The organism is Cupriavidus sp. 22TCCZM04-2, assembly GCF_057798895.1.
Genome location: NZ_JBYOJS010000016.1, coordinates 45,143 through 69,904, shown reverse-complemented (window position 1 = coordinate 69,904; position 24,762 = coordinate 45,143). Strand labels below are relative to the sequence as shown.

The window sequence follows — 24,762 nt, the reverse complement described above, 5'->3', positions numbered from 1 at the left end:
CTAATTACCAATTCAGAGGGCCTTGTCATTGGGGTGGCGGAACAGTTCGCGCAAATCGTCGTTAAGAGGGAACCCGACGGTCATACCACCTTTGACGGAAATTTTATTCTGGAAGTATTTCTCAAAATTTCCTTCCATCTCTCCGCTCTTTGACATCTTCGTAATGACGTCGTCCACGAGGTTCTTGAACTGTGTGTCATCCTTGCGGAGCATGCATGCATAGGCTTCCCGGATCGCGGGTGTCCCGACAACTGCCCATTTTTTTGGTTCCCGTGAGCCCGCGACAACCGAATGGCTGATGATGTCGTCTTGCACAACGGCTTTTACCCGACCGCTCTCGAGGACGAGAAACGTTTCATTTATGTCCTTGGTAAGAACAATGTTAGCGTTCCACTTATGCTGTTCGTTCAACTGGCGGACGATGCGGTCTCCGGTGGTGCCGGCACTTACGGCGAGGGTCTTGCCTGCTACGTCATTCCAGTCGTTGATGCCGGAATCCTTCTTAACTAGCAATCGAAGGCCAATGATGAAAAAATTATTGGAGAAGGATACTTGCCTCTGTCGTTCTAGATTATTAGTGGTTGAGCTGCATTCCAGATCCACCGTTTGATTAGCGACCAGGGGGATTCGCGTTTGCGGCGTAACCTCCATAGTTTTAACCTGGAGATTAGGAAGATTCAGTTCTTTTTTTACACGTTCGACGACGCGCTGTTCGATATCCCACGAAAAGCCCGTTTGCTTGTTGTTGTCGTCCAGATAGTTAAATGGAATCGACGCAGCGCGCGTGCCAATGGTAATCGTGCCCGTATCGCGGATTTTTGCGAGTGTGCCGGTGGGTTGTGCCATTGTTGGTGCGGCCAAAAGCACGGTGACGGCTGAAACGAACATTGCAGTGATTTGTTTCGACATTTTTTGTCTCCAGTACCATTTGATGGTGGGGTAATTCCGTTGGCCGGGTCCCGCGTGAGCATCCAGGGTGTCGGGTTGATGCATGCTCAACCGGCCACCTACAGCGCAACCGCGGGTGAGGGCAATTTTGTCGGTCGGGGCCCGCGGCAGTAGCATCCCTTAGTTATCGGATGGTAAAGTTTCGTTATAGGTTTTGCTTCCACCACGCGATTGCCCCCACCATGCGCGTCACTGAGATTGAAACGTTCCGAGCAATTCTCCAAGCGGGATCTGCCCGCAAGGCGGCGAGTCTGCTGGGTCTGTCACAGCCGGCGGTCAGCAAAGCCATCAAGCGGCTCGAAGCCGAAGCCGGATTTGCGCTTTTTCAGCGGCTGAGGGGACGATTGCAGCCGACGCCGGAGGCCCTCGCACTAGTGCCAGATGTCGACCGGATGTATGTGGGTCTCAGCGCGATCGAGCACCGCATCAAAACGCTACGGGAGTTCGGGGTTGGCGCTCTCCAGATTGCGTGTAATCCGGCCTTCGGCTCAGGCCTCGTGCCACGCGCTCTGGGACGAATGAGGGAAGGAAAGTCTACGGGCCAATGGCCGAACGTATCGTTGCAAATTCTCAGTTCCCGCGACGTGCGTGAGCGGGTCGCCGCTGGGCAGTTTGACGTCGGTTTTTTTGCGGATGAAGTGACCACTGAGGGCCTCGAGTGCACGGTGTTCGCGGAACAGGCGGGTGTCGTCGTTATGCCGGAGGCTCATCCGCTGGCCCGGCACCGAGTGATTACGCCTCAACAGCTTGCAGAAGTTCCTTTCCTCGCGATGAATCCCGAAGATTCCTCGCGCAGGCGACTTGAGGAGAAACTCACAGAACATGGCGTTCGATTGAACATTGCCGTTCATGCGCCATACGCGTTCAATGTTTGTGAGTTGACACTCGCGGGCCTGGGCATCGGAGTGGTAAATCCCATTACGGCCCTCGAATACAGTAAGAGGGGGCTGGCGTTTCGCAAACTCTCAGTCGACGCGATGGTTATTTGCATCCAGGCCGTTCCCGCTGGTCGCTTGCTATCGACAACCGCACGGGAGTTTTTGGCAGCACTCCGGACGCAGCTTTCGGACGAGGAAAAGGCCGTCCAAGCGTACTTGAAGAACATCTAATAGGCGGGGGGTGTCGGTTTCGGGTTGCGCATGATGAACGTCGCAGCGGTGGGCAGACAGGGAAGCCGCGACGCGGGTCGACTTCCGGGCATTCGGCGAAGGGAATCGGCGGCATAGAGACGCCATCGACCGTTATCCCTTCCATCTGCGCCGCTCAACGCGGCAGGTCAAGCGACGGATAATGGCCGGCTGCCGCCCGCAGGAGTAATAGCCGTCGTCCGTGTACTGCATGGTACATTCTGGCCTCTCTAGCCTTTTCCCGATATCGAAGCGAAGGATGCCAAGAACCAAAGCCTCGCCGACTGACCGCTCGACCAGCGAGCAGGCACTTCAATTGCTGGATGCGGCAACTGCCCACGTCCTCGAGAACGGCCTTGGCGATCTGTCGTTGCGAAGCGTGGCGGATGCCCTGGGTACCAGCCACCGGATGCTCATCTACTACTTTGGCTCTGCCGACGGCTTTTGGCAGGCGTTGCTATTCCGTGTGCGACATGCCGAACAGCAAGCGCGCGAAATGCTGCATGTCGAAGGGTTGGACGCAGAGGCGACCATGGTTGCAGCATGGGACCGCTATTCGGCGTCGAACTACCTGCCGATTATGCAGTTGCTGTTCGAGATCTACGGCAGAGCCATCCGGGATCGCGAGCGCTTCAGCGGCTTCCTTGATGATGTCATCGGCAGTTGGACTGCCGTCATTGCCGAGCGATTGCAGCATGCTATGGACATCGGCGCGGACGAGGCGCGACTCTTTGCACGTGTCGAAGTCGCGACAATTCGCGGCTTGCTGCTCGACCTGATCACGACCGGCGATCGCGAGGGAACAACGGCTGCGCTCAAATATTTCGCGAGCAAGATGAGCGCACCCCGCAGGCCGCAGCAGAAAAAATAGCCCGCAGGCGGCCATGCCGCCGAGAACGCCATCGTCATCATCGAGGCGCCGGCTGCTTGCCGGCGGATAGTCCTCGGAACACCCCTCCATCAAGCGTAGCGCCGCCGCTCTGGTTGCGCTTCTCATCACCTTTCCCGCGCCGCGCTGCTTCCGCGCTTTCGCGTAAACCCCAATTTCGCCGTAGCGTGTACCACATGGTACATTCATCACGATCGTCGCTTTGGGTGCCGACGAAAAGATGAATCAGGTGGGATATGAACGTGCAACGAATTTGGGGATGGACTGCAGCGGCGGTGGCTTCGCTGGCGCTGTCGGCTACGGCCTGCGCGCAGGGCTTCCCAGCGAAACCAATCCGGCTGGTGGTGCCGCAGGCGGGCGGGACAGGCAACGACGTACTGGCCCGGGCATTGGCCGAGAAGCTCGGGCAGGCGTGGAAGCAGCCCGTTGTCGTCGAGAACAAGCCTGGTGCCAATGGCACGCTGGCTATCTCGTACGTGCTGGGGCAGCCGGCCGACGGCTACACGCTGTTCTTTGCCGGCGTTTCCAACCTGAGCTTCAATCCGTTCCTCTATCCGAAGCTGCCGTACTCGCCGACCAAGGATCTGACCGGCGTGGCCATGCTTGCCAACTCGCCGTTCGTCTTTGTCGCCTCGCCATCACTGCAGGTACAGACGTTCCAGGAATTTGTGCGCATGGCCAAGGCGCGTCCGGGAGAGATCAGCTTCGCGTCGGGTGGCATCGGCAACTCCACGCACCTGGCGATGGAACTGGTTGCGGAGCGCACCGGAATCCAGATGCAGCACGTGCCGTTCAACGGGACCGGAGGATCGACCAGTCTGATGAACGGGCAAACGCCCGTGATGATGAACGTGGTGGCCGGTGTGCAGCCATTCATCGCCGGCAAGAAACTGCTGCCACTGGCAGTGACCGGTGAAAAGCGGCTGGCTGCGCTGCCGACGGTGCCGACCTTCAAGGAGCTGGGCTACGACGTGGAGGTGCCAGGCTGGTACGCGATCGTGGCGCGGACCGGCACGCCGCCAGATGTGATCCAGAAGATCAACACGGATATCAACCACGTTCTGGACGATCCGCAATTCAAGGAGAAGCTGGGCTTCCAGTTTCTCGACGCCATCAAGGGGCCGCCCTCGGAAGTCGGCCACTATATGAAGCGCGACGCCGACGCGTGGAGGCCAATCATTCGCCGCCTCAACATCTCTCTCTAGGTCACGCCATGCCTCATCTCACGAAAGCTGTACACGAATCCCGCCTGTCGGCGATGCAGCGCCTGATGGATCGCCTGCGCGTTGATGCCCTGGTTTTCGGCATGCCTGACTTCTTCCAGTACGCCACGAACTTCCAGCTTGATGTGTGGCCCTGGGAGCGGCCTGTGTTTGTTGTCGTGCCGCGCAATGGCGAGACGTTTGCCGTGATGAACGAGCTCTCCACCAACCACATGCGGTTCGCGGCAAAGAAGGGCACGGTATGGCTCTCGGATGTGACTTACTACGCCGAGCATCCACGCGTGGCCAACCGTCTTGCGCTGCCATCGCAACTGCCGGAGGTGGTCGCTGCGTTGCTGAGCCAGAAGGGACTGGGCATGTCACGCATCGCCGTGGACGTCAATCATCCGATACTTGCCGGGGCACAGCGCCATCTTCCTGAGTTGACATTGCGCCCGGCCCTTGCCGAAATGCGGAGCCTGCGGTGGGTCAAGCACGACGAGGAACTGCAGAACATGCGCGCCTTGGCCGGCCTTACCGACTGGGTGCAGGACAGGTACAGGGAGAACATCCGTCCCGGCCGTCTGGTTCAGGAGCTGGATCACGCCATGGCGGCGCTCATGGTCGAAGAAGCGGCCACGCGATTTCCCGGCGAGGATTTCGAAATTCTGAAGTGCTGGACCCTGACTGGCGCGGCGTCGGCATCCCCGCATGGCGACGGTGCATCCTGCGGGGCACGCATTGCCAAGGGCGACACGATCGTCAATCTTGTGTTGCCCAGGCTGAATGGGCTCTATGTCGAAAACGAACGCACCTGGTTCTGTGGTCAGCCATCCGACGAGCAGGCGAAGTTCTACCGCGTGGCAGCACAGGCGACGGATGCCGCTGTCGCTGCTGCTGTGGTCGGCCGGCGCGTCTGCGATATGGACGCCGCCGCTCAGGCCGTGATCGAAGCAGCGGGGTGTGGTGAATTCATTTTCCACAGAACGGGCCATGCGGTCGGCCTGATGCTGCACGAGTATCCGGAGGACATGGCATTCAATACCCGTGCCCTGCTGGCAGGAGAAGTCTATTCGTCCGAGCCAGGGTTGTACGTGTATGGCCTCGGCGGCTTCAGGCTCGATGACACGGTCATTGTTGGCGAAGAGCCTGAGGTTATCGTCCGGACACCGAAGACGTTGTCGTATGCCACGGTCGCGTAAGTTTCAGAATTGGCTGTGATCTAGCAAGCGAAATTTGACGCCGGGATCGGCGGTTGTCAACCCGCTGCCGCCGTTCCACCTTTGGTACGCCGAGCGTCGGTTTACGGAGCGCTACGGCCACTCACTCGCTTTGTCGCGGGCGCATCGTCGGCCGTTGCCGACTTTCGGTGCGGCTGCCTCAAACGTCTGCAACCGTGAGAGTGTCGAATCTTATTCATAACAAATCCGCCATCTGGTAATGCCCGATGTCATGGACAGTGTGGGACGATTACGCGCGGGAAATATCACGTCGATGTGCCCGCGTACCCCCTCGCTACACGGGCCGCCGAGCGACACAGCTCCTATTGACTTCCATTATCGAACTGCACCCGACTAGGGCGAGCGTCCGGTCGATTTCTTCTTTGATCATTGCGACGACGTCAGATACACCAGTCTCGCCTTTCGCGGAGAGCCCGTACAAGGTGGCGCGTCCGAGCATTACGGCCTTGGCACCCAATGCGACCGCCTTTACCACATCGCCCCCTCTTCGAATGCCACTGTCCAGAATGAGGTTGGTGGTCGGAGTCCGATCAGAAATGCTCGGCAACGAGTCAATCGGTGCAGGAAGCTCTGCAAGCTGTCGTCCGCCATGATTTGAGACTATGATACCGTCGACGCCGATTTCCACGCATCGTTCGGCATCCTCAGCCGTCAGGATGCCTTTGACGAGCAGTTTTCCAGGCCAGTCGTCGCGCAAGCGACGGAGGTCGTCCCAACCAAAGCTCGCGTCCATTTCCCGCCGCAGCACCGCAGCCTGCGACGCGGTATCAGACGCGTCGTCGGTCGCTAAGTTCTTCAACTGCGGCATGCCATTCGTTAGGTAGGACCAGAGCCAACGGGGATGTGAAATGCCATCGAGAGCTCCTCGTGCAGTGATCTTGAATGGCATAGCGAACCCGTTTCGCAGATCACGCTCCCGAAACCCATTCACCGCAACGTCCGTGGTTAGGATCAACGTCGAATAGTTAGCCGCTCGGGCTCGGCTGACCAAGCTGGTCGCCAGATTCCGATGTACCACGTATAACTGAAACCACAAGTCTCCGTCCGCTCCCTTTGATATCTCTTCGATGGACATATTCGACGCGGTAGAGAGTGCGAACGGAATCCCGGCCTTGCTCGCAGCGCGTGCAAGCGCAAGGTCTCCCTTGGGCCAGAACGCACTATTAAGGCCTGTCGGCGCTATCACAAGCGGCGAGGAGATTTGTCTTCCCAGAAGCTCGGTAGACTGCTCCCGCTTGCTCACATCAATAAGACGCCGGGGACGCAATTCCCATCTATCAAAGGCAGCACGATTGTGCCTGAGGCCTGACTCGTCGTCCGCTCCGCCTTCCAGATAGTCAAATACCATCCTTGGTAACCGACGCCTAGCCTCAGAACGATAGTCACCGACGGAGAAGAAACCGGGAAATGCTCTTGTCATGATTGCGTCTTGCGTGATTGAACTGAAAGCCGGAAACGCATTACGTCCGTCCTGAGGATTGCTCATGTGATTATTCCGCGGATAGCGAATCTCGACGACGTCATACTCGTGGGATCAATGACTTGGTGGAGTAGCCGAACCTAAGCCGCTGGCCATTGCTTGGATTAGAACTTGTGCCTCATCCCCAGCATCGCCCCCAGCCGCGTCCCTTTGCCGAACGTGTTACCGCTGTTATTGAAGGTAGGCGAGCTGTTCAATGCGATCCACGTCCCTTTCAGATTGGTGTAGTCGACCTCCACATATACGTCCGTGCGCCTAGAGAACGCGTAGTTCAGCATGCCCGCCGTTCCTGATGCGTTCAAGAGTGAGACGGCTGATGCCAGGCAATTACCCGCGCCTCGACGAGGCGCATGAGCGACAGCAGCGTCTCGGTTGTGGGCAGCTTCATGTTTAAGCTCTCGGCCGTGGCGACCGCTGCTCCATTGATCGCTTCGATCTCGGTGCGGCGTCCGGCCTGAACGTCCTGCAACATCGATGGCTTGTGCCCCTTGTGCTCGGCAATGGCGCCTGCGACATTGGCTTTGCACTTGACTGGATTCACTTCGATACCGAGCCTCTGTGCGACCGACAGGACTTCAACGACGATTTGCTCTGCGAGCCGGCTACCTTCAGGCGTAGTGCCGAGTTGATCGACTGTGCACCCAGTTACGGCGCAGATGCTGTTAAGCGCGGCGTTGAACGCAACCTTCTCCCAAATCGCAGCCCATACGGTAGCATCCGAACTGCATTGGAGACCGGCGGCCGAAAGCGTCTCGGAGACTGCGGAGACGATCGGTCTGACGTTGCCGTCAGCGGTCATGAGTCTAACGATACCTTTGCCGTGCGAGTGCACGTGGCCAGGCGCGACCATGTCGGCCGGCCAGGTGGTGACGCCGATGAGGATGCGCTCTGTCGAGGCGAACTCGCTGATCTTCTCGACGTTGCCTAGCCCGTTCTGCAGGGAAAGCACATGAACTTCCGGACCCATCAGGTGCCTGACGCCTTGGAGCGCGGCGCCAGTGTGCAGGGTCTTGGTAAAGATCACCAGCAATTCGGGTAGCTCCCGAGCTTCCTCAGGTCGGCAGATTTTCAGCGTCTTCACACGCCGATCCCCGTTGTCCGTGACCAATCGCAAGCCATCCGATCGGATGGCGCCGATGTGTGCATCGTTGATGTCGATCAGAGTGACATCATTGCCGCACTCAGCTAGCAAGCCGCCAAACATTGAGCCCATGGCGCCAGCGCCGACGATGGTAATTTTCATGGTTGCCCTCAGATTTTCAGCTAGTGATTGCCGCCGTGGAACGCGGCGTTACCAGCCCGTCACGCTTGGGGATGTGATGCCTGACGACAAGGAGCGCGAGCATCGCAAAGACCATCGCGGTGCCAAGTAGTGCGAGATAAGCCATCGCACCACCGGCCGTAATGACAACGGCCCCTGCGAAAGCACTGAGAATCGCACCCAGTCGTCCGAAGGCCAGCGCGGACGCGGTGCCGGTCGCTCTGACGCTGGTGGGGTACATGAACGCGCACAGCGCGTACATGGTGGACTGCACTGCATTGACGAACATGCCATGCACACCGAAGCCGAAGATCAACAGATTCGTGTCCTGCCCGACATTCAGGGTCTGCATCGCGAATGCACTGGCGGCTGCTCCGGCGCAGCACAGCACCAAGGGCCAACGTGACCCGAATCGCGTTATTGCAACAGCGCAGACCAATGCGCCAATTACGCCTCCGAGGTTGTAGGCGGTCAACCCCGAGCCAGCGACGGCCATCGACAATCCTTCTGATGCCAGCATTGTCGGCAGCCAGCTAAAGGCGCTGTAGACGGCGGTAAGACACAGGAAGAACGCAGCCCAGGTTGCCAGCGTGTCGCGCGCGAGACCGTTTGAGAACAGCGCGCCAAATCCGGCCCGCTTTTCCACGACCTGTTCCGCGGCGTCGGTGTACGTTGCATTGGCAGCCATCGGATGGCCCATACGCCCTAGCAGCTTGCCCAACTCCTCCCAGCGTGCCGGATGGCGTGCAAGGAATCGAGGTGTCTCTGGCAACGTGAACAGAAGAATGGTAGCCAGCGCAATTGGAAAGGTTCCACCGATAAAGAACAGTCCACGCCAGCCGAATGTCGGCAGGATTTCACCGGCAAAGAGGCCCGCCAGCATGCCGCCGAGCGGTACGCAGACGATCGTGGCCGTGACGGCGAGTGTCCTGCGACGAGCCGGCGTGAACTCAGCCGTAACCGTGGTCGAACTCGGCAGTGCGCCACCTATGCCCAGGCCGGCGACAAACCTCAGCGCAGCCACCGTCAGGACATCGGGCGCGAGGCCAATGGCGCAGGTCGCTGCGCCGAAGACAAAGACGCTGGAGATAACCGCCATCCGACGGCCGAATCGGTCCGCGAACAGGCCTGCACAGGCGCTGCCGATTCCCATGCCAATGAGGCCAGCGGCGACCGCTGGGGCGAAGGCGCTTCGCGTGATGTTCCACTCCTTGATCATCAATGGAATCGCGAAGCCGATGAGTTGGCCGTCAAAGCCGTCCATCACAATGGACAGGGCCGCCAGGAAGACCACAAACTTTTGCATGGTCGTATAGGCGCCGTCGTCGAGCAGGCGACCGATATCGGCATTGCCCCTGAAGGGAACCGCTTGGGAGCTCATGCGCATACTCCCAGGTTGCAGGTCGTGGGCAGCATGCGCTGGCATTGGTTGCGCGCTCGAAATGCTTGCGCGCCAACGGCTGACGGGGTTCGATCGATCATGTCTTGTCTCCTGATTGAGCGCTCTGGCGTCTGCGCGCCCTGGTAGTAGCAGTAGCAGGGTCCAACCTATACGCCTGCCGGAAAACTGCTTTATTGAGAAAACGGCATTCCTCACCACATAGCTTTCTGACAGCCATCGCCTCTTTCCGGGCGGTCTGACGGACTGAGTCTCAGTCGTCCAGCGCGTCGAATGGCAAGCCGACATAGTTCTCGGCCAGCGCTGTCGAAGCAGCGCGCGAGCCCGTTACGTAGTCGAGTTCGGCGACCTGCACCTTGTGCTGGAACTCGTCCGCGTTGGGGAAGCGATGCAGCATCGAGGTCATCCACCACGAGAAGCGTTGCGCCTTCCAGATGCGCCGCAGTGCGGTTTCGCTGTAGCGCTCGAGCCCCAATTGACGAAATCGCACGCTCGGCGAGGTCGAGTCGAGGTCGTGGACGCTGACATCGGTCACTTCGAGCCGAATGTCGCCACCCGTCGCTAGGCGCGCTTCCACCAAGTCCTTGATCACCTCGTGCTGTGCATAGACCATTACAGCCTTGCCACCAGTGAGTTCTGGAAAATCGATGCGGCGGTCAATCCCGTCGAAGCGCAGGATCGTTCCTTCGTGCCGATAGCCCTCGCGCCCCATACGCGCGCCAACGCCAATCTCGTTCATGAGATCAACCGTCCCCTGCTCGAGCACGCCGGCGCGGATCGTGGCTTCGATGGCTTCGCGGCTGCGGGTTTCGAGGACAATCGACTCGATGCCTTGCAGGTGCAGGATTTGGGACAGCAGAAGCCCGGCCGGACCGGCACCGATGATGGCAACTTGAGTTTTCATTCCGGTGTTTCTCTCAGAAGGGGTAGTGACGCTGGGTCGTTTGAACGGTCACCCACCGCAGATCGGTGAAGGCTTCGACACCAGCTTTCCCGCCGAAATGGCCAATGCCACTGCCTTTGACGCCGCCAAATGGCATCTGCGCTTCGTCGTGCACCGTGGGTCCGTTCACGTGGCAAATGCCTGACTCGATGCGTCCCGCTACCTGGATGGCGCGGGCCACATCACGGCCGAAGACCGCGGCGGCGAGGCCGTACTCATTATCGTTAGCGCAAGCGATTGCCTCTTCGACGCCACTGACACGCACGATGCCCTTCACGGGGCCGAAAGCTTCCTCGCGGAAGATGCGCATGTCCGGCGTTACGTGGTCGAGCAGGGTCGCGGGCATCAGCGTGTCGTTCGCCTTGCCACCCGCTACGAGCTTCGCGCCTTTCAAAAGCGCATCATCGATCAGTTCGTTGCAGCGCTTTGCCGTGCTCATGTCCACGACTGAGCCGAGGACCACCGGGCCAAGACACGGATCACCGAGCGGAAGACTCGATGCACGTGCGCTCAACTTGGCAACGAACTCATCGGCGATGGCCGAATCGACGACGATCCGCTCGGTCGACATGCAGATCTGTCCCGAATTGGCGAACGCACCGAACACGGCCGCGTTGACGGCGGCATCGACATCGGCGTCGTCGAGGACAACGAGCGGCGCTTTGCCGCCGAGTTCGAGAACCACGGGCTTCAGGTACTTCGCGCAGGTCGCAGCAATGAGCTTGCCCACGTGGGTGGACCCGGTGAAGTTGACCCGCCGCACAGCCGGGTGCGAAATCATGGCTTCGACGACAGCAGCCGCGTCGGCCGGCGCATTGGTGACAAAGTTCACCACGCCCTTGGGCAGCCCGGCCTCTTGCAGCGCCTCGATGATGAGGCCGTGTGTCGCCGGACAGATCTCGCTGCCCTTGAGCACCACCGTATTGCCACAAGCCAGTGGCGTCGCGATGGCCCGTACAGCCAGGATCACGGGCGCGTTCCAGGGGGCGATGCCCAGAACGACCCCCGCAGGCTGTCGCACGCCCATGGCGAGGTTGCCCGGCACGTCGGAAGGAATAATCTCGCCGCCGATCTGTGTAGTCAGCGATGCGGCCTCTAGAAGCATGCTGGCCGCAAGGTGAACGTTGAAGCCTGCCCAGATCGCCGATGCGCCGGTTTCGGACGCCACGGCAGCCGCGAAGGCCTCGGCTTTCGCTTCGACGGCTTGTGCGGCCTTCGTCAGCATCGTTCTGCGCTCGGTTGGCCCGGTGCGCGACCATGTCTTGAAGGCCGCAGCGGCAGCGTCGACGGCCATGACCGCGTCTTCTTCGGTGGCCGCAGGCGCGACCGTCGCAACGCTGCCGTCAAGCGGATTGCGTCGCTCGAAGGTGGCGCCATTGCGGGCCTGGACTTGCTCGCCGTTGATCAACATCGAAATCTTCATTGGTTTGTCTCCGGAAGGGTCTTGTATGGAAGCGGGAGCGGGCGGTGCGTTCAGGCGACCTGAACCTCCACGACGTGTGGCGTCTTGCCGGCCAAGGCAAGGTCGAGCACTGCCCGCAAATCGCCGGAATTGCTGACGAGCGTGGCAGCGCATCCCATGCCCTTTGCCAGCGACACGAAATCGATGTCGGGCAGTTCTGTTCCCTGAACGACATCGGTTGCAGCGAACCCGAACACGGGCGCGAAATCCTGTAGCGCAGCGTACCGACGGTTGTTCAGGATCACGAAAGTGATCGGCAGCTTGAGTTGAGCTGCCGTCCACAGCGCCTGTATCGAGTACATGCTGGAACCGTCGCCCATCAGGCAGATGACGCGGCTGCCCGGTTTGCCGAGCGCCACGCCCACCGCTGCCGGCATGCCATAGCCGAGACCGCCGCTGTCCATCGTGAAGAAGGTTTCGCTGCGGGTGATGGGTAGATAGGCTTGCATCACCGGGCGCGCGCTCGGTGCTTCCTCGACCACGATGTCTTCGGGCGCTTTCACCTCCGCTAACGTCTGAAGGACATAGGCAACTGACATCAAAGGCGAAGGCTCTGCCCGTGGCGCCTTGATCCTGGCCGGCGGCACGGTCCGAACCTGGGGCGCCGGGCGGGCCAGCAGATCAAGTACGCCCAGGCGGATGCTGCCGACAGCCGACATTCCGACCGGCGTCCAAGCCGCGGTATCCGGGTCCTCGGTTAGCTGGCACAACGTAGTACCGCTTGGGATGTGTGGTCCCGCGCCTTCGACGTGATACGCGAACGCGGGCGCGCCAATGGCCAGGACCAGGTCATGGTCACCGAGCAGTTTGACGATCCGCTCACGCATTGCGGGCAGGAAGCCAGCGAACAACCGATGATCCTCGGGGAAACTGCACCGGCCCGACATCGGCGCCGCCCACACGCGGGCGTTGTGCGCCTCTGCCAGAGCAACGACCTCGTTCCACGCGTTGTCCCGATCGATCGCGGCACCGACGACGATCGCCGGTCTATGACTTGCATCTAGCGCGTCGCCTATTTGTGCCAGAACGGCAGGCTGCGGGCGAAGCTCCGTACTCACAACCCTTGCCGGCACCAACTCTGCTGGCTGGTCCCAGTCGTCTACCGGCACCGACACGAGAACGGGGCCACGGGGCGGCATCATCGCGATGTAGTACGCCCGCGCGATGGCCTGCGGCACGTCTTGAGCCCGCGCTGGCTCGATGCTCCATTTCACATAGGGCCTGGGGAGTTCAGTGGCTTGGGTGGAAGACAGGAATGGGTCGAAAGGGAGGATCGAACGCGCCTGCTGGCCTGCCGTGATGACCAGCGGCGTGCGGTTTTTGTGAGCGGTAAAGATGTTGCCCATCGCATTGCCCACGCCTGCTGCCGAATGCAAGTTCACGAAGGAAGCGTTTCGCGTTGCCTGGGCGTAGCCATCCGCCATGCCGACCACGGTAGCCTCCTGCAAACCGAGGACGTAGCGGAAGTCGTTTGGGAAATCGCGAAACATTGGCAGCTCAGTCGAACCGGGGTTCGCGAACACGGATGTCATGCCGAAACGACGCATGAGGTCGACGACGGCGTGGCGGACGGTGACGGTGCCGGGTTGCTTGGCTGCTTCGACGACGGCGAGGGGTACGGGTCCGGTCATTTCGCGCTTTCCTTCTGTTGTGCGCTGGACGAGTCGCAGCGCTTATCTCGATGGCGCAAGTGTGGAAGTTCATCGCCCTCCTGAAAATTGCTTTTTTGAGAGAAAGTCATTACCGTTAGGCATGACTTTCGATCTCCAATATCTTGTCGCCTTCAACGCCATCGTTTCATCTGGAAGCCTTGGTCGCGCGGCAGACGGCTTGAACGTGACGCAACCGGCGCTGAGCCGCACGATTCGCCGGCTGGAGGAGCAGGTTGGCGCACCTCTGTTCGAGCGTCACTCAAAGGGTATGCAGTTGACGGATGTGGGCAGGGCGTTGCAGCCCCATGCGCTCCTTTTGCAACGCGAGTCCGAGCATGCGAATGAACACATCAAGGCGATGCTGGGCTTGGCAAAAGGAACGATCCGCGTCGGCGCAGTCGGCAGCATCGCCTGCCTGTTGCTTCCATTGGCAATCGGCAGCACATGCAATAAGTGGCCAAATCTTCAGGTCCAGATCATCGAAGGAGTCTGGGATCGCCTTGCTGATGCGCTTGTCTCGCACGAAATCGATCTGGCGCTGGGGGTCGAGGTTGAGGACACTGACGAAATCGTCGCTGTCAAGGATTGCCGTTGGGAGGACACCAGCTACGTGGTTGCTGGTCGGCGCCATCCTTTGCGAAAAAAACCAAATCTGGAGCTCGCTGATACGCTGCAAGAGCGTTGGGCCATGCTTCCGAAAGGAACAGCGCCTTTCGAGCACATGAAGAAAGTTTTTTCGCGACAGAACCTGGACTTGCCCAATGTCGTCGTCGAAACACGCTCCGTCACTGCGCTCAAGAGCTTGATTGGCCGTTCAGGTTTCCTCGGCTGGATGCCCGAGCCCATGTACGACGCCGAGCGGAAGGCGGGGCTTATCGACGCACTGGAGATACCAGGCGCCAGCGACAAGAGAGTTCTGACTGCGTTCCGTCGAAGGGCCGGCATGCTGCCCGGTCCTTCCATCAAGCTTCTCGAGGAATTACGCGCTCTAACGGCGCAACTACCGTGATTGTCGTGACGTTGGTTCAGCGGATCTTCGGGAACCGTGGTGGCTCGCTCGGCACGCACACTGCTTGCAAGTGCGGAGCCGACCCTCGAGAGTCCTCCCCGCGGTACGTGCGAAGGACGCTTCATGGCCGGGTGCGGCCCGACGCCAAGCACAACCGAGCGCTCCTCCTGGACCGGTCCGAGTAGGGCAGAAGGCGACCCACTGCAGCCGTTCGTCCAAGCGCGGCGCCGGCGTCAGCACCGAAGTGCAGCGGTCATCCAGCCCTCTGATGCTTAGAGCAGAGCCGCGGCTCGAATGACCGTGCCATGATGATGGCGAGTGGTGGAACCTGGCCGATTTTGAGCCGGCCGAGAGGGCAGGGCGCCTGTTGGCGCTACCCGACCCGTCTCAGCCATTGACCTTGGCTCGGTCAGACGGCCCGCATTGGCCCACGACGTTCGTCGGCGAGCGTGCCCGGGCTGTCCAGAGTGGGTGGCTTCGGTAAGTCACGGTCAACCATACGTAGCTTGACACCATTCTCCGCGTCCAGGCTGGGAACAAGCCACCATCCGCACGCGTCGACCGTCCATGCTTGTCCTGTCACGAAAGACGACTTCCAGGACGCGAGGCAGGCCACAAGGCTTGCTGCCTCCTCGGGCTGTCCGGTGCGCCCCACGGGATGGCGTACCGACTTGGACGTCGATTTTAATGAGAGAGCCCTGCAGGCCCCCGAAAACTCGCGCCGGGCGCATTGCGTTGATCCGCAGCCCTTTGCCTGACGCCCGCGGCAATGGGGCCGGTGTGTCCGACAAAGCATAGTCTCACAGAGACTACCCCGCGAGCGAAGTGCCGTGCACTCGTATTTCTTCCATCTGACCTTTATATTTTTTACATCAGACCCTAGTATCACTTAATTGAGTCTGCCAGCGGGTGCGGTGCACCAATTTGGCACGATCGTCCAACAGCGCTGAGTGGTCTTTTCGGCATTCCAGAACGGCTTGCCGGCTTCACGACACATTCCCTGACCTATACAAAAGGGCCGCCGTGGAAAACATCGTCATCATCGGTTCTGGCGGACACGCAAAATCCGTCATTGATGTAGTGGAAAGGCAGGGTAAATATCGCATTGTCGGATTGGTAGACGCTATACCGCGCCACGTTTTGGGCTATCCGGTGGTTTGCGACGAGGCCGGCCTCGGCCGAATGGTAAAGGAACTACGGATTCAAGGCGCCTTGATTGCTATCGGTGACAACAGCGTTCGCGCCCTCGTTTCGGAGACACTTAAGGCGTTGTGCCCTACGCTTCAGTTTGCGACGGCAATCCATCCCGCAAGCAGTATCGGCAGGAATACCGTGATTGGCCCCGGCACGGTGGTAATGGCTGGTGCAGTGATCAATGCGTGCTCACGTATTGGCCGACATTGCATCATCAACACTCACGCATGTGTCGACCACGACTGTGAACTTGCCGACTGTGTCAGTCTCGGGCCAGGAGTAGTCATCGGGGGGGAATGCAAGATCGGGCCTTATGTTGCCATTGGCTTGGGCACAAATCTGACTCACCGAATCAAAATTGGCGGCGACACCGTAATCGGTGCGGGTGCCTTGGTTAACAAGGACATTACAGAGTTCGCCGTCGCTTATGGAGTCCCGGCCAAGATTGTCCGTATGCGCAAACATGGAGAGCGGTATCTTTGAGATTCGTACTCAATGTCCGCGATATACGCAAGCCGATGGCATTGAGCTGCCGGACGTCTAATGCGAAAACGGATCATGCCTTGCGGATCAGGAAGAGAGCGCTCCGACTGGGACAACTTCTTGATTGGACATCATGACGTTGACTGACGGACGGTGTAAACAATTGGGCCGCAAACAGTTCAATCCACGTCCGGGGGGGACGGCGAGGGGCATTGGATGCCTCAGATCCACCATCGTTTTCCGCCTGCCGGCAACGTAGTGATCACGCCCCGGTCGACAGAATTATCTTGCCCACGCTTTGGTTCGACTCCATGCGCCGGTGCGCATCGGCGGCCCGGGCCAGCGGGTACACGCTGTCTACCACCGGCACCAGTCCGCTCTCGGTAAAGCCCGGCAGCCAGCGCTGCGCGAAGCGCGCCACCATCTGCCGCTTGACTTCCGGCGTACGCGATTTCATCACCGTGCCGATGATCTGGAGATGGCCGTAAAGCAATCGCTCCAGCGGCAGATTGGCACCCTCTGCGCCGCCAAGCAGGCCGACCTGCACCAGCCGGCCGCCATTGGCCAGCGACAGCACGTTTCGCTCCAGGTAGGAACCGCCGACGAAATCAACGATCACGTCCACGCCCTTGCCATCGGTTTCGCGCTTCACCACCTCGCCGAAATCCTCCGCCTTGTAGTCGATCAGCACGTCGGCGCCGAAGCCGCGAACGCGTGCCAGCTTGCCGCCATTGGCCGTGGCGAAGACCCGCGCGCCGGTGGCATGTGCCAATTGCACGGCCGCAGAACCCACGCCGCTGGCGCCCGCGTGGATCAGCACCTTGTCGCCAGGCTGCAGACGGCCCAGGTGCAGCAGCGCCTCGTGCGCCGTGACAAACACCTCGGGAATCGCGGCGGCGTGCACGTAGTCAAGCCCCTCGGGGATGCGCATGGCCTGCCGGTAGTCGATGCGCGCCACCTCGGCATAGCCGCCGCCGCCCACGATGCCCATGACGCGGTCGCCAGTCGCAAAGCCCGTCACCTCGGCGCCGGCTGCGATGACTTCGCCGGCGATTTCCAGGCCCATCACCGTGGAATCGCCAAAGCTGGCGCGCCCATAGCCGCCGCGGCGGTGGATGATGTCGGCGCGGTTCACGCCGGCGGCGTGGGTGCGCACCAGCAGGTCTTGCGGGCGCATTTCGGGCGCGGGCAGATCCTGCAGTTGCAGGACGTCGGCGTCGCCGAAGTCCAGGAAGTCGATGGCTTTCATGGGAATGTCCTTTGGATGGGCCGGAGGCCGACGGGAGCGATACGCGGCCCGGCTTCTGGGGTAGGCCCTCAATGTAGGCCAGGCCCGGTGATGCAGTCATGCTGATATATTCCCGTTCAGCAATGCATTTTTGCATCACCTCATCCGACTGCTCGGAAGGATCCGACATGAACTGGGACGACACCCGTGTATTCCTTGCCGTGCAGCGCGAGCGCACGCTGCGGCGCGCGGCCAAGGTAGTCAACCTGGACCAGGCCACCGTGGGCCGGCGTATCGCTGCGCTGGAGCACGCGCTGGGCGCGACGCTGTTCCTGCGCACTTCCGATGGATACGTGCTGACCAACGCCGGCGAGAACGCGCTCCGGTCCGCGGAGAAAATGGAGCAGTCGGCCCACGAGCTAGCCCGGCAAGCGCAGGGCGTCGATACCCGGCTGGAGGGCGAGGTGCGCGTAACCACCACCGACACGCTGGCGCTGGCGTTCCTGATCCCGGCCATCGAGCGGCTGCACGCCGAGCACCCGGACGTACGCGTGCAGCTCAACACGTCCACCCAGATGATGAACCTGGCACGACGCGAGGCCGATATCGCGGTGCGCACGATCAAGCCCGGGAACCCCGACCTGGCGGCTCGCCTGCTGGCCCGCTGGCCCGTCGGACTGTACGCGTCGAGGGCATACCTGAAGCGGCACGGCGAGCCCGCCGCCGGCACCGGCTTCGCCGGGCACGACCTCGTCATCTACCAGCCCCACACCAGCGGTAGCCGCCTTCCGACGCTGGTGGGCGAGCCGACCCACGCGGGCCGGCTCGTGTCGACGGTCAACTCCAGCCTGATGCTGCGCGCGACGATCCAGGCCGGCATTGCCATCGGCGAAGTGCCCGTGCACCTGGCCGAGCGCGACGGGTTGGTGCGGATCTGGCCCAAACGCGAGCGCGCGCAGCCCTACGAGGTGTGGCTGGTCACCCATCAGGACCTGCGCCACACCGCCCGGGTGCGGGCGATGATCGACGCCATCGTGGCAGAATTCGAGGGCAGCCGCTGAGCGAGGGCGCGGTATCGGGTATTGGCAGCAACAAGGATCTTCTCCGTCGATCAAGAGTTCGTGTCCCGAACGGCCGTCCATCGTTGTTGAGCCGTCGTTCGCTCACACCTGCAAACTCGGTAGCGCGGACAGGACGCAAACTTCCTCCCGATCTGCATCGGCCTGTCGACGCTATCCAGGCTTGGCGCCCGACCCGATGATGAGTTCGAGCTCTGCCTTGAAGCCTTCGCCGACGTCGAACTGCTTCAGGGATTCATAAACATCGTTCCAGGCCCTCAATCTCGCCGCGACATCGAGCTCCGCTACCACAGCCCGGTATGCCCCGGCGGCTTCCTGCATCAGTTGCAGAGCGTCGGACGCGCTCGGCAAGACGAGCTGCGCTCGAACACGCTGGGTTTTCACATCGCCAAGACCGCTGCCGTTCAGCAGGCGTTCCATCACGCCATCGCTTCCCAGTGCGAAGATTCCAGGCTGGCCGGGCGCGGGAGGCGACTTGCCCGCATGGCGTAGCAGGATCGCCATCGGCTGAGCCATAAAGGGATTGTTGGCCGGCGTCGTGAAGACCAGCGCCGCGAAACGCGCGCCTGGCCTGAGGGCCCGTTGGACAGCGGTCAATGCCTCGCTAGGCGATGGAAAAAGCATCAATCCCAATCGGCACATCGCTGCGTCGAACGGCGCCAATGTCTCGTCCAATTCGTCTGCTGCGCATTCCAGCGTTTCGATATTCTGAAGACCGGCTTGAGCGGCATTTCGGCGGACGTGCTCGAGCATGGTGCCCGATAAATCACAGGCGACCACTTCGCCGTCGGCACCCACTCGCATCGCTGCCTGGATGCTCTGGCTGCCGGCACCGCAAGCGAGATCGAGAACGCGCATGCCCGGCCGGATACCGGCCATATCGATGAGCGTGTCCGTGGCGCCCGAAAGACTGGTGGCGAACACATGCTCCCACTTCGCCCAGCCGGTTGCTGCCGCTTCCCACGTATTGTGAAGATTGGATTTCACTCTGCTGTCGGTCATCTGGAGACTCCCTCAGGACCCACCGCCGTCTGGACAGTAGCATTGTATTGCGCCAGCGATCGTGTGGGCCCCGTCGTGCACGCCCGTAAGTTGGCTTCCACGCAGAAGGCTTTCATTCTGCGCACTCGGGACAGAACGTGTAGTTTTTCCGGGCCAGGTAGCGCCGACGGGTATCCCTTGCGGTATCGTGGCATGCTTGTTGAGCAGGCCGCAGGTGACATATGTCCGAGAAAGTGATTACCCACAAGATGATCGAGGCGTTTCGAGCCGCCATCATGCATGGCGGGATGAGCGCCGGTGCCGATGCGCTTGGCATGTCCCAGCCTTCCATGAGCCGGGTCGTGGCGGAACTCCAGAAGCTGGTGGGCTTTCCGCTTTTTCTGAAGCACGGGCGAACGGTCAAGCCGACTGAGGAAGCCCTGGCCCTCATGACCAAGGTCCAGCAGTCCTTCCTGGGGCTGGAGGAGATCATGAGATTCTCGGACCAGTTGCGCAAGCAGAAGATGGGACGGCTCTCCATCGCAACCATACCGTCGATCGGGCACTCGATCATGCCGGAGGCGATCGAATATCTGAGCGGCAAGTATCCCGACGTCTTCATTACGCTGTCGGTGACCTCGTATGTCGAAGTCGCGCGCGCCGTACGGAACCGTCAGGCAGACATTGGCTTCACCGCGGATACGCTTTCGCTTGGGGATCTTGAGACCGTTGCAGAGTTCAGTGCGGACTGCGTTTGCATCGGGACCCGCAAATGGCTGTCGCCGAAATCTTCTGCCGTGGAATTGAAGGATCTCGTCGGGAAGCCCTTTGTCGGTCCTACCGGAACATTTCAGAAGCGGCTGGATGCCTTGTTGGCCACCACCGGCCTGCAACTCGATATCACCGTCGAAACCTCGCTCTTTCACTCCATGAGCGAACTGGTGCTGCGTGGCATGGGTGTCTCGATTGTCGATCCGCTCACCGGCGTACTGCATCGGAAGCGTGGAGGGATAGTCCTGCCGCTGAGGCCGACGCTCAGCTATACCTTCTATGCCACGGCGATGAGCGACACCCGGCTCAGCGAGCCGGCCCGAGATCTGCTTCGCTACCTGTCGACGGCGACGGAGAGGGCCAAGACCCATATCAAATCTGAATAGGTTGCACATGCGGCGGCCATGGGTTCGGCGGCGGTTTCTTCATAACATCTCCATCATGACTTTCCAAGGAGGCGGTTGTGAAGTTTTCCATGCTGAACCTCGGCCGGACTGCCCTCGGCCTGATTGCAACGTTTGCCGCGTCTACGGCCTTCAGCCAGGGCGGATACCCCAACCGGCCTGTCCGATTCATCGTCAATGCGGCCGCCGGGGGCGCCGCCGACGTGACGGCGCGAATTCTCACCACTGCGCTCAGCGAGCGCCTGGGCCAGCCCTTCATTGTTGAAAACAAGCCCGGTGGGGCAGGGGTTATCGGGCTAGACGTCATTGCGAAGGCCGAGCCTGACGGATACACAATCGGGGGCGCAAACCTCTCTACGTTCGTGGTGGCAGCGCTTGCTGCCAAGCGCCTGCCTTATCGGGCTATCCAGGATTTCACGCCCATTGCAAAGCAATGGACACAACCGAACCTCCTGGGCGTGACGCCTTCGCTTCCCGTCAACTCGGTCAACGAGCTCGTGACGTATGCGAAGGCGCATCCGGGGGAGCTGTTCTATGGCTCCACTGGTACTGGCACGTCCTTGCACGTGGTGACCGAACTCTTCCGGACAAAGGCGGGTATCCAGATCACGCACGTTCCGTACAAGAGCGCGCCTGCGGCTGAGTCCGACCTGGCCGCCGGACAGATCCAGTTGATGGTCAGCAATTTCACATCCATGGAGCCGCAGGTGCGCGCTGGCCGGATTCGCGCGCTGGCCATCACGGGCCCGACCCGCTCGCCGCTGCTGCCAAAAGTGCCAACGATCGCGGAAGCCGGATTTCCCGCCGTCGAAATGGTGACCTGGGGCGGAGTCGTCGGGCCGGCACGCATGCCCGCCGCGATTGTCCAGAAGCTGAACGCCGAGATCAACGCGATCCTGTCGGATCCCAGGATCATCAAGCAGCACGAAAGCCTGGGGGCGACCGTTGCGCCGGGTACGCCGGCCCAGTTTGCCGACCTGATCAGAGCCGACGCCTCCAAATGGGGCGCCGTCATCAAGGCCGGTCACATCAGTATCGATTGAAAGATGACGCCGCCCGGCGTTCGATGTTGCAGTGTTGTGAAGGAAGGATCGGGCGGTCGAAGGATAAACATGCGCAAGGAAGAAGTCATCGTTGTGGGCGGCGGCGTGGTGGGGGCGGCCATCGCCTTCGGCGCCGCGAAAGCCGGGGCGCCAGTCACATTGCTGGATCAGGGAGACATCGCCAATCGGGCTTCGCGCGGCAACTTTGGGCTGGTATGGGCGCAGAGCAAAGGCGATGGGTTTCCTCGCTATGCCCGCTGGTCCAGGGAAGCCATCGATTACTGGCAGCCACTCGCCAGCGAACTGCTGGAACTGACCGGGGTTGACGTCGATCTGCAGCAGTCTGGCGGCTTCTGGATCGGCTTCAGCGACAAGGAAATGCGGGCTCGCCAGACGATGCTGGAGGGCCTCAGGAACACTGGTCCAGGCGTGCCTTACCAGATGATGGACCATGCCGAGCTGAAGCGCCATCTTCCGGCGCTCGGTCCGAAAGTCGCCGGGGGCAGTTGGTGTCCGCTGGACGGCCACGTCAACCCGCTGAAGCTGCTGCACGCGCTGCACGCAGGTCTGAAGGCGGTGGGCGCACAGGTGTTTTCCAGCGTGGACGTGACCGCCGTGCGTCATCGCCCAGGCGGCGGCTTTGTTGTCACAGCGGCGGACAAGCGCACCTGGAGCGGAGATCGGGTCGTTCTCGCGGCAGGGCTTGGCAACAAGCATCTCGCACCGCAGGTCGGGCTGCACGCGCCGGTCAAGCCTAACCGGGGTCAGGTGTTGATCACCGAAAGGCTCAGGCCGTTCCTGCCCTATCCGACCAACAAGGCGCGACAAACGTCCGAAGGAACGGTGCAGCTTGGCTACTCGGTCGAAGATGTCGGCTTCGATGATGGGACGACCGTGTCCGCCATCGAATGGATTGCACGGCGTGCCGTGGAGACGTTCCCCATCCTTGCCAACGTGCGCCTGGTCCGTGCCTGGGGCGCGCTGCGCGTGATGACGCCCGACGGAAGCCCGATCTATCAGGAATCCACGTCATGCCCGGGAGCCTTCGTTGCAACCAGTCACAGCGGCGTGACGCTCGCCGGCACGCACACATACGTGGTCGGTCCGTGGGTTGCGGGCTTCGGACCTGCGCCAGACGACATCGATGCATTTGCCGGGGACCGTTACCTTGATCCGACCAGGAGTTTTAATAATGCCCACTGATCACAAGCTCGCCACGGCGCCCCTGTTTGCGCCGGCAGAGGCGGATCGCTGTTGCAGCGTCACGCTGACGTACGAAGACCAGACACTGACAGCGCCGGCGGGCACGACCGTCGCCGCAGCGTTGCTGCTGAGTGGCGTAGCCCCGTTTCGCACCACGCCAGTGACTTCGGCGCCGCGGGCGCCGTACTGCATGATGGGCGTTTGCTTCGAATGCCTGGTGGAGGTGGACGGAAAGCCCAGCCGCCAGGCTTGCCTGGCCATGGTGCGCGAGGGCATGGTCGTCAAGCGCCAGCAAGGCGCCTCGGCACTTGCCATACAGGAAGAAGGTGAAGTCGAATGAACGCTGACATGCACGATGTCATTGTCGTGGGGGCTGGCCCTGCCGGACTGTCTGCCGCGATCGAAGCGCGGCAGTGGGGACTGAGTGTTGCCGTACTGGATGAACAGCCGGCGACGGGTGGGCAGATCTATCGGAATGTCGACGGGGCAAGCCCGAAGCTGCGTGCGCTGCTCGGCGAGGACTATGCGGCTGGTGCGGCGCTGACACAGGCCTTTGCCCTCAGTGGCGCCCAGCATATCGCTGGCGCGTCCGTATGGAACGTCGGCCGGGACCGGAACATCAATTATCTGAAGGACGGTGTCAGCCACGCCGTAGAGGCGAGGTCCATCGTGCTTGCCAGCGGCGCCATGGAGCGTCCGTTCCCGGTGCCTGGCTGGACGCTGCCCGGGGTGATGGGCGCTGGCGCGGCGCAGATCCTGATCAAGAGCGCGGGTGCGTTGCCGCGAGAGCCTGCCGTCCTCGCGGGTTGTGGCCCGCTGCTGTACCTGTTGGCGGTGCAGTACCTGCGAGCGGGGATCGAGCTCAAGGCCGTCGTGCACACCACGCAACGCGCCGACTATCTGCGAGCCATTCCTCATCTGGCGAAAGCCCTGCGGGGCTGGCGGGATCTCCGCAAGGGCATGGACATGCTCAGGCTATTGCGTCGCCATAAAGTTGCTGTGTATGCGGGGGCGCAGACCATCGCCATCCAGGGGGAGCAACGTGCCGAAGCGCTGTGCTTCACGCACAGGGGCGTAGAGCGCCGCATCGACACTTCCCTGGTATTGCTCCATCAGGGTGTCGTGCCCAATACTCAGATCAGTTGGGCACTGCGAGCCAGGCACAACTGGAGCGACGCCCAGCTTTGCTGGATTCCCGATACCGACGAGTACGGTGAAATCGAAGACACGCGAATCTATATCGCGGGCGACAGCAGGGGCATTGTGGGTGCCAAGGCTTCGGCGGCACAAGGCAGGTTGGCCGCCATCTCGATTGCCTCCAGGTTCCAGCGACCTGGCATGACCGACCGGCGGCTGAAAGAGCAGCAGGTGCGTGCCGAGTTGCAGAAGCATCTGCACATCCGGCCATTCCTGGACGCGTTGTATCGCCCCAAGGACGCGCATCGCATGCCCCCGGATGACTCGGTCATTGTCTGTCGCTGTGAGGAGGTGTCGGCGGGGCGGATCAGGAAGTATATCGAAGTTGGCTGCCAGGGCCCGAATCAGACGAAAGCGTTTGGGCGCTGTGGCATGGGGCCATGTCAGGGCCGCCTGTGCGGGTTGACTGTGACCGAAATGATCGCGCAGGGGCGTGGCGTGCCGCCGCAAGAGGTAGGCTATTACCGGATCCGTCCGCCGATCAAGCCCGTCAGCTTGGGAGAGCTGGCGGGATAGTTTTAACCTGGCCGCAGCCAATTGGCCGAGGCCAACAAGTGCAATGTTTC

The 24,762-nt window shown here is 61.1% G+C and carries 21 protein-coding genes and 2 pseudogenes; 12 read left to right on the top strand and 11 right to left on the bottom strand.

Annotation, left to right across the window (positions count from 1 at the left end; translation table 11 throughout):
• Positions 1-12: 12 nt before the first annotated feature.
• Entirely contained in the window at positions 13-909 is an 897-nt protein-coding gene (locus AC3FKG_RS21855; RefSeq protein WP_483713748.1) for a transporter substrate-binding domain-containing protein, read from the bottom strand.
• Between the two features lie 221 nt (positions 910-1,130).
• Here AC3FKG_RS21855 and AC3FKG_RS21850 point away from each other — a divergent pair, with 221 nt between their 5' ends.
• From AC3FKG_RS21850 to AC3FKG_RS21835, 4 genes are all read left to right on the top strand, one after another.
• The gene (locus tag AC3FKG_RS21850; RefSeq protein ID WP_483713749.1) at positions 1,131-2,057 is read left to right on the top strand and encodes a LysR substrate-binding domain-containing protein; all 927 of its coding nucleotides are present in this window, start codon (positions 1,131-1,133) and stop codon (positions 2,055-2,057) included.
• 277 nt (positions 2,058-2,334) lie between these two features.
• On the top strand, positions 2,335-2,946 hold the full coding sequence (locus tag AC3FKG_RS21845) for a TetR family transcriptional regulator (RefSeq protein WP_488744102.1): 612 nt from the start codon (positions 2,335-2,337) through the stop codon (positions 2,944-2,946).
• Between the two features lie 254 nt (positions 2,947-3,200).
• On the top strand, positions 3,201-4,169 hold the full coding sequence (locus AC3FKG_RS21840) for a Bug family tripartite tricarboxylate transporter substrate binding protein (RefSeq protein WP_488744101.1): 969 nt from the start codon (positions 3,201-3,203) through the stop codon (positions 4,167-4,169).
• A gap of 8 nt (positions 4,170-4,177) precedes the next feature.
• On the top strand, positions 4,178-5,368 hold the full coding sequence (locus AC3FKG_RS21835; protein ID WP_483713752.1) for a M24 family metallopeptidase: 1,191 nt from the start codon (positions 4,178-4,180) through the stop codon (positions 5,366-5,368).
• 313 nt (positions 5,369-5,681) lie between these two features.
• Here AC3FKG_RS21835 and AC3FKG_RS21830 read toward each other — a convergent pair whose 3' ends face one another.
• From AC3FKG_RS21830 to mdlC, 7 genes and pseudogenes are all read right to left on the bottom strand, one after another.
• The gene (locus AC3FKG_RS21830) at positions 5,682-6,827 is read right to left on the bottom strand and encodes an alpha-hydroxy-acid oxidizing protein (RefSeq protein WP_483714478.1); all 1,146 of its coding nucleotides are present in this window, start codon (positions 6,825-6,827) and stop codon (positions 5,682-5,684) included.
• Between the two features lie 164 nt (positions 6,828-6,991).
• A pseudogene (locus AC3FKG_RS21825) lies at positions 6,992-7,174 on the bottom strand (porin); the annotation flags it as partial.
• Positions 7,175-7,185: 11 nt separating this feature from the next.
• Positions 7,186-8,130: a ketopantoate reductase family protein gene (locus tag AC3FKG_RS21820; protein ID WP_488744100.1), complete on the bottom strand. Its 945-nt coding sequence runs from the start codon at positions 8,128-8,130 to the stop codon at positions 7,186-7,188.
• 16 nt (positions 8,131-8,146) lie between these two features.
• A complete protein-coding gene (locus tag AC3FKG_RS21815; RefSeq protein WP_483713757.1) occupies positions 8,147-9,529 on the bottom strand; it encodes an MFS transporter in 1,383 nt (460 codons plus the stop codon).
• A gap of 487 nt (positions 9,530-10,016) precedes the next feature.
• Positions 10,017-10,451 (bottom strand): annotated as a pseudogene (locus AC3FKG_RS21810) (FAD-dependent monooxygenase); the annotation flags it as partial.
• A gap of 13 nt (positions 10,452-10,464) precedes the next feature.
• The gene (locus tag AC3FKG_RS21805) at positions 10,465-11,913 is read right to left on the bottom strand and encodes an aldehyde dehydrogenase (RefSeq protein WP_488744099.1); all 1,449 of its coding nucleotides are present in this window, start codon (positions 11,911-11,913) and stop codon (positions 10,465-10,467) included.
• 50 nt (positions 11,914-11,963) lie between these two features.
• Entirely contained in the window at positions 11,964-13,583 is a 1,620-nt protein-coding gene (gene mdlC / locus AC3FKG_RS21800; protein WP_488744098.1) for a benzoylformate decarboxylase, read from the bottom strand.
• Positions 13,584-13,704: 121 nt separating this feature from the next.
• Here mdlC and AC3FKG_RS21795 point away from each other — a divergent pair, with 121 nt between their 5' ends.
• Positions 13,705-14,613 carry a LysR family transcriptional regulator gene (locus AC3FKG_RS21795; RefSeq protein ID WP_488744097.1) on the top strand — a complete coding sequence of 303 codons (909 nt, stop codon included), beginning with the start codon at positions 13,705-13,707 and terminating at the stop codon, positions 14,611-14,613.
• A 409-nt stretch (positions 14,614-15,022) separates the two neighbouring features.
• On the opposite strand, the gene AC3FKG_RS21790 is transcribed toward AC3FKG_RS21795, so the two are convergent.
• On the bottom strand, positions 15,023-15,409 hold the full coding sequence (locus AC3FKG_RS21790; RefSeq protein ID WP_488744096.1) for an SDR family oxidoreductase: 387 nt from the start codon (positions 15,407-15,409) through the stop codon (positions 15,023-15,025).
• A 227-nt stretch (positions 15,410-15,636) separates the two neighbouring features.
• On the opposite strand from AC3FKG_RS21790, the gene AC3FKG_RS21785 reads away from it, so the two are divergent.
• Entirely contained in the window at positions 15,637-16,290 is a 654-nt protein-coding gene (locus AC3FKG_RS21785; RefSeq protein WP_488744095.1) for an acetyltransferase, read from the top strand.
• 262 nt (positions 16,291-16,552) lie between these two features.
• Here AC3FKG_RS21785 and AC3FKG_RS21780 read toward each other — a convergent pair whose 3' ends face one another.
• Entirely contained in the window at positions 16,553-17,539 is a 987-nt protein-coding gene (locus AC3FKG_RS21780; protein WP_488744094.1) for an NAD(P)H-quinone oxidoreductase, read from the bottom strand.
• A 167-nt stretch (positions 17,540-17,706) separates the two neighbouring features.
• Here AC3FKG_RS21780 and AC3FKG_RS21775 point away from each other — a divergent pair, with 167 nt between their 5' ends.
• Positions 17,707-18,579: a LysR family transcriptional regulator gene (locus tag AC3FKG_RS21775; RefSeq protein WP_483714479.1), complete on the top strand. Its 873-nt coding sequence runs from the start codon at positions 17,707-17,709 to the stop codon at positions 18,577-18,579.
• Positions 18,580-18,750: 171 nt separating this feature from the next.
• Here the strand turns inward: AC3FKG_RS21775 and AC3FKG_RS21770 are convergent, their stop codons facing one another.
• Complete coding sequence (locus AC3FKG_RS21770; protein ID WP_483713768.1) at positions 18,751-19,599, bottom strand: class I SAM-dependent methyltransferase; 849 nt, start codon at positions 19,597-19,599, stop codon at positions 18,751-18,753.
• Positions 19,600-19,820: 221 nt separating this feature from the next.
• On the opposite strand from AC3FKG_RS21770, the gene AC3FKG_RS21765 reads away from it, so the two are divergent.
• The 5 genes from AC3FKG_RS21765 to AC3FKG_RS21745 all read left to right on the top strand — a co-directional run bounded on the left by AC3FKG_RS21765 (position 19,821) and on the right by AC3FKG_RS21745 (position 24,712).
• Complete coding sequence (locus tag AC3FKG_RS21765) at positions 19,821-20,735, top strand: LysR family transcriptional regulator (RefSeq protein WP_483713770.1); 915 nt, start codon at positions 19,821-19,823, stop codon at positions 20,733-20,735.
• 77 nt (positions 20,736-20,812) lie between these two features.
• Positions 20,813-21,796, top strand: a complete 984-nt coding sequence (locus tag AC3FKG_RS21760) for a Bug family tripartite tricarboxylate transporter substrate binding protein (protein WP_488744093.1) — start codon at positions 20,813-20,815, stop codon at positions 21,794-21,796.
• A 69-nt stretch (positions 21,797-21,865) separates the two neighbouring features.
• Positions 21,866-22,999, top strand: coding sequence for an NAD(P)/FAD-dependent oxidoreductase (locus AC3FKG_RS21755; protein WP_483713772.1), 1,134 nt, complete (start codon positions 21,866-21,868; stop codon positions 22,997-22,999).
• Positions 22,989-23,339, top strand: a complete 351-nt coding sequence (locus tag AC3FKG_RS21750) for a (2Fe-2S)-binding protein (protein WP_483713773.1) — start codon at positions 22,989-22,991, stop codon at positions 23,337-23,339. Before AC3FKG_RS21755 ends, AC3FKG_RS21750 begins: the two co-directional genes overlap by 11 nt.
• Complete coding sequence (locus AC3FKG_RS21745; RefSeq protein ID WP_488744092.1) at positions 23,336-24,712, top strand: FAD-dependent oxidoreductase; 1,377 nt, start codon at positions 23,336-23,338, stop codon at positions 24,710-24,712. The genes AC3FKG_RS21750 and AC3FKG_RS21745 overlap by 4 nt, the downstream gene beginning before the upstream one ends.
• Positions 24,713-24,762: the final 50 nt, after the last annotated feature.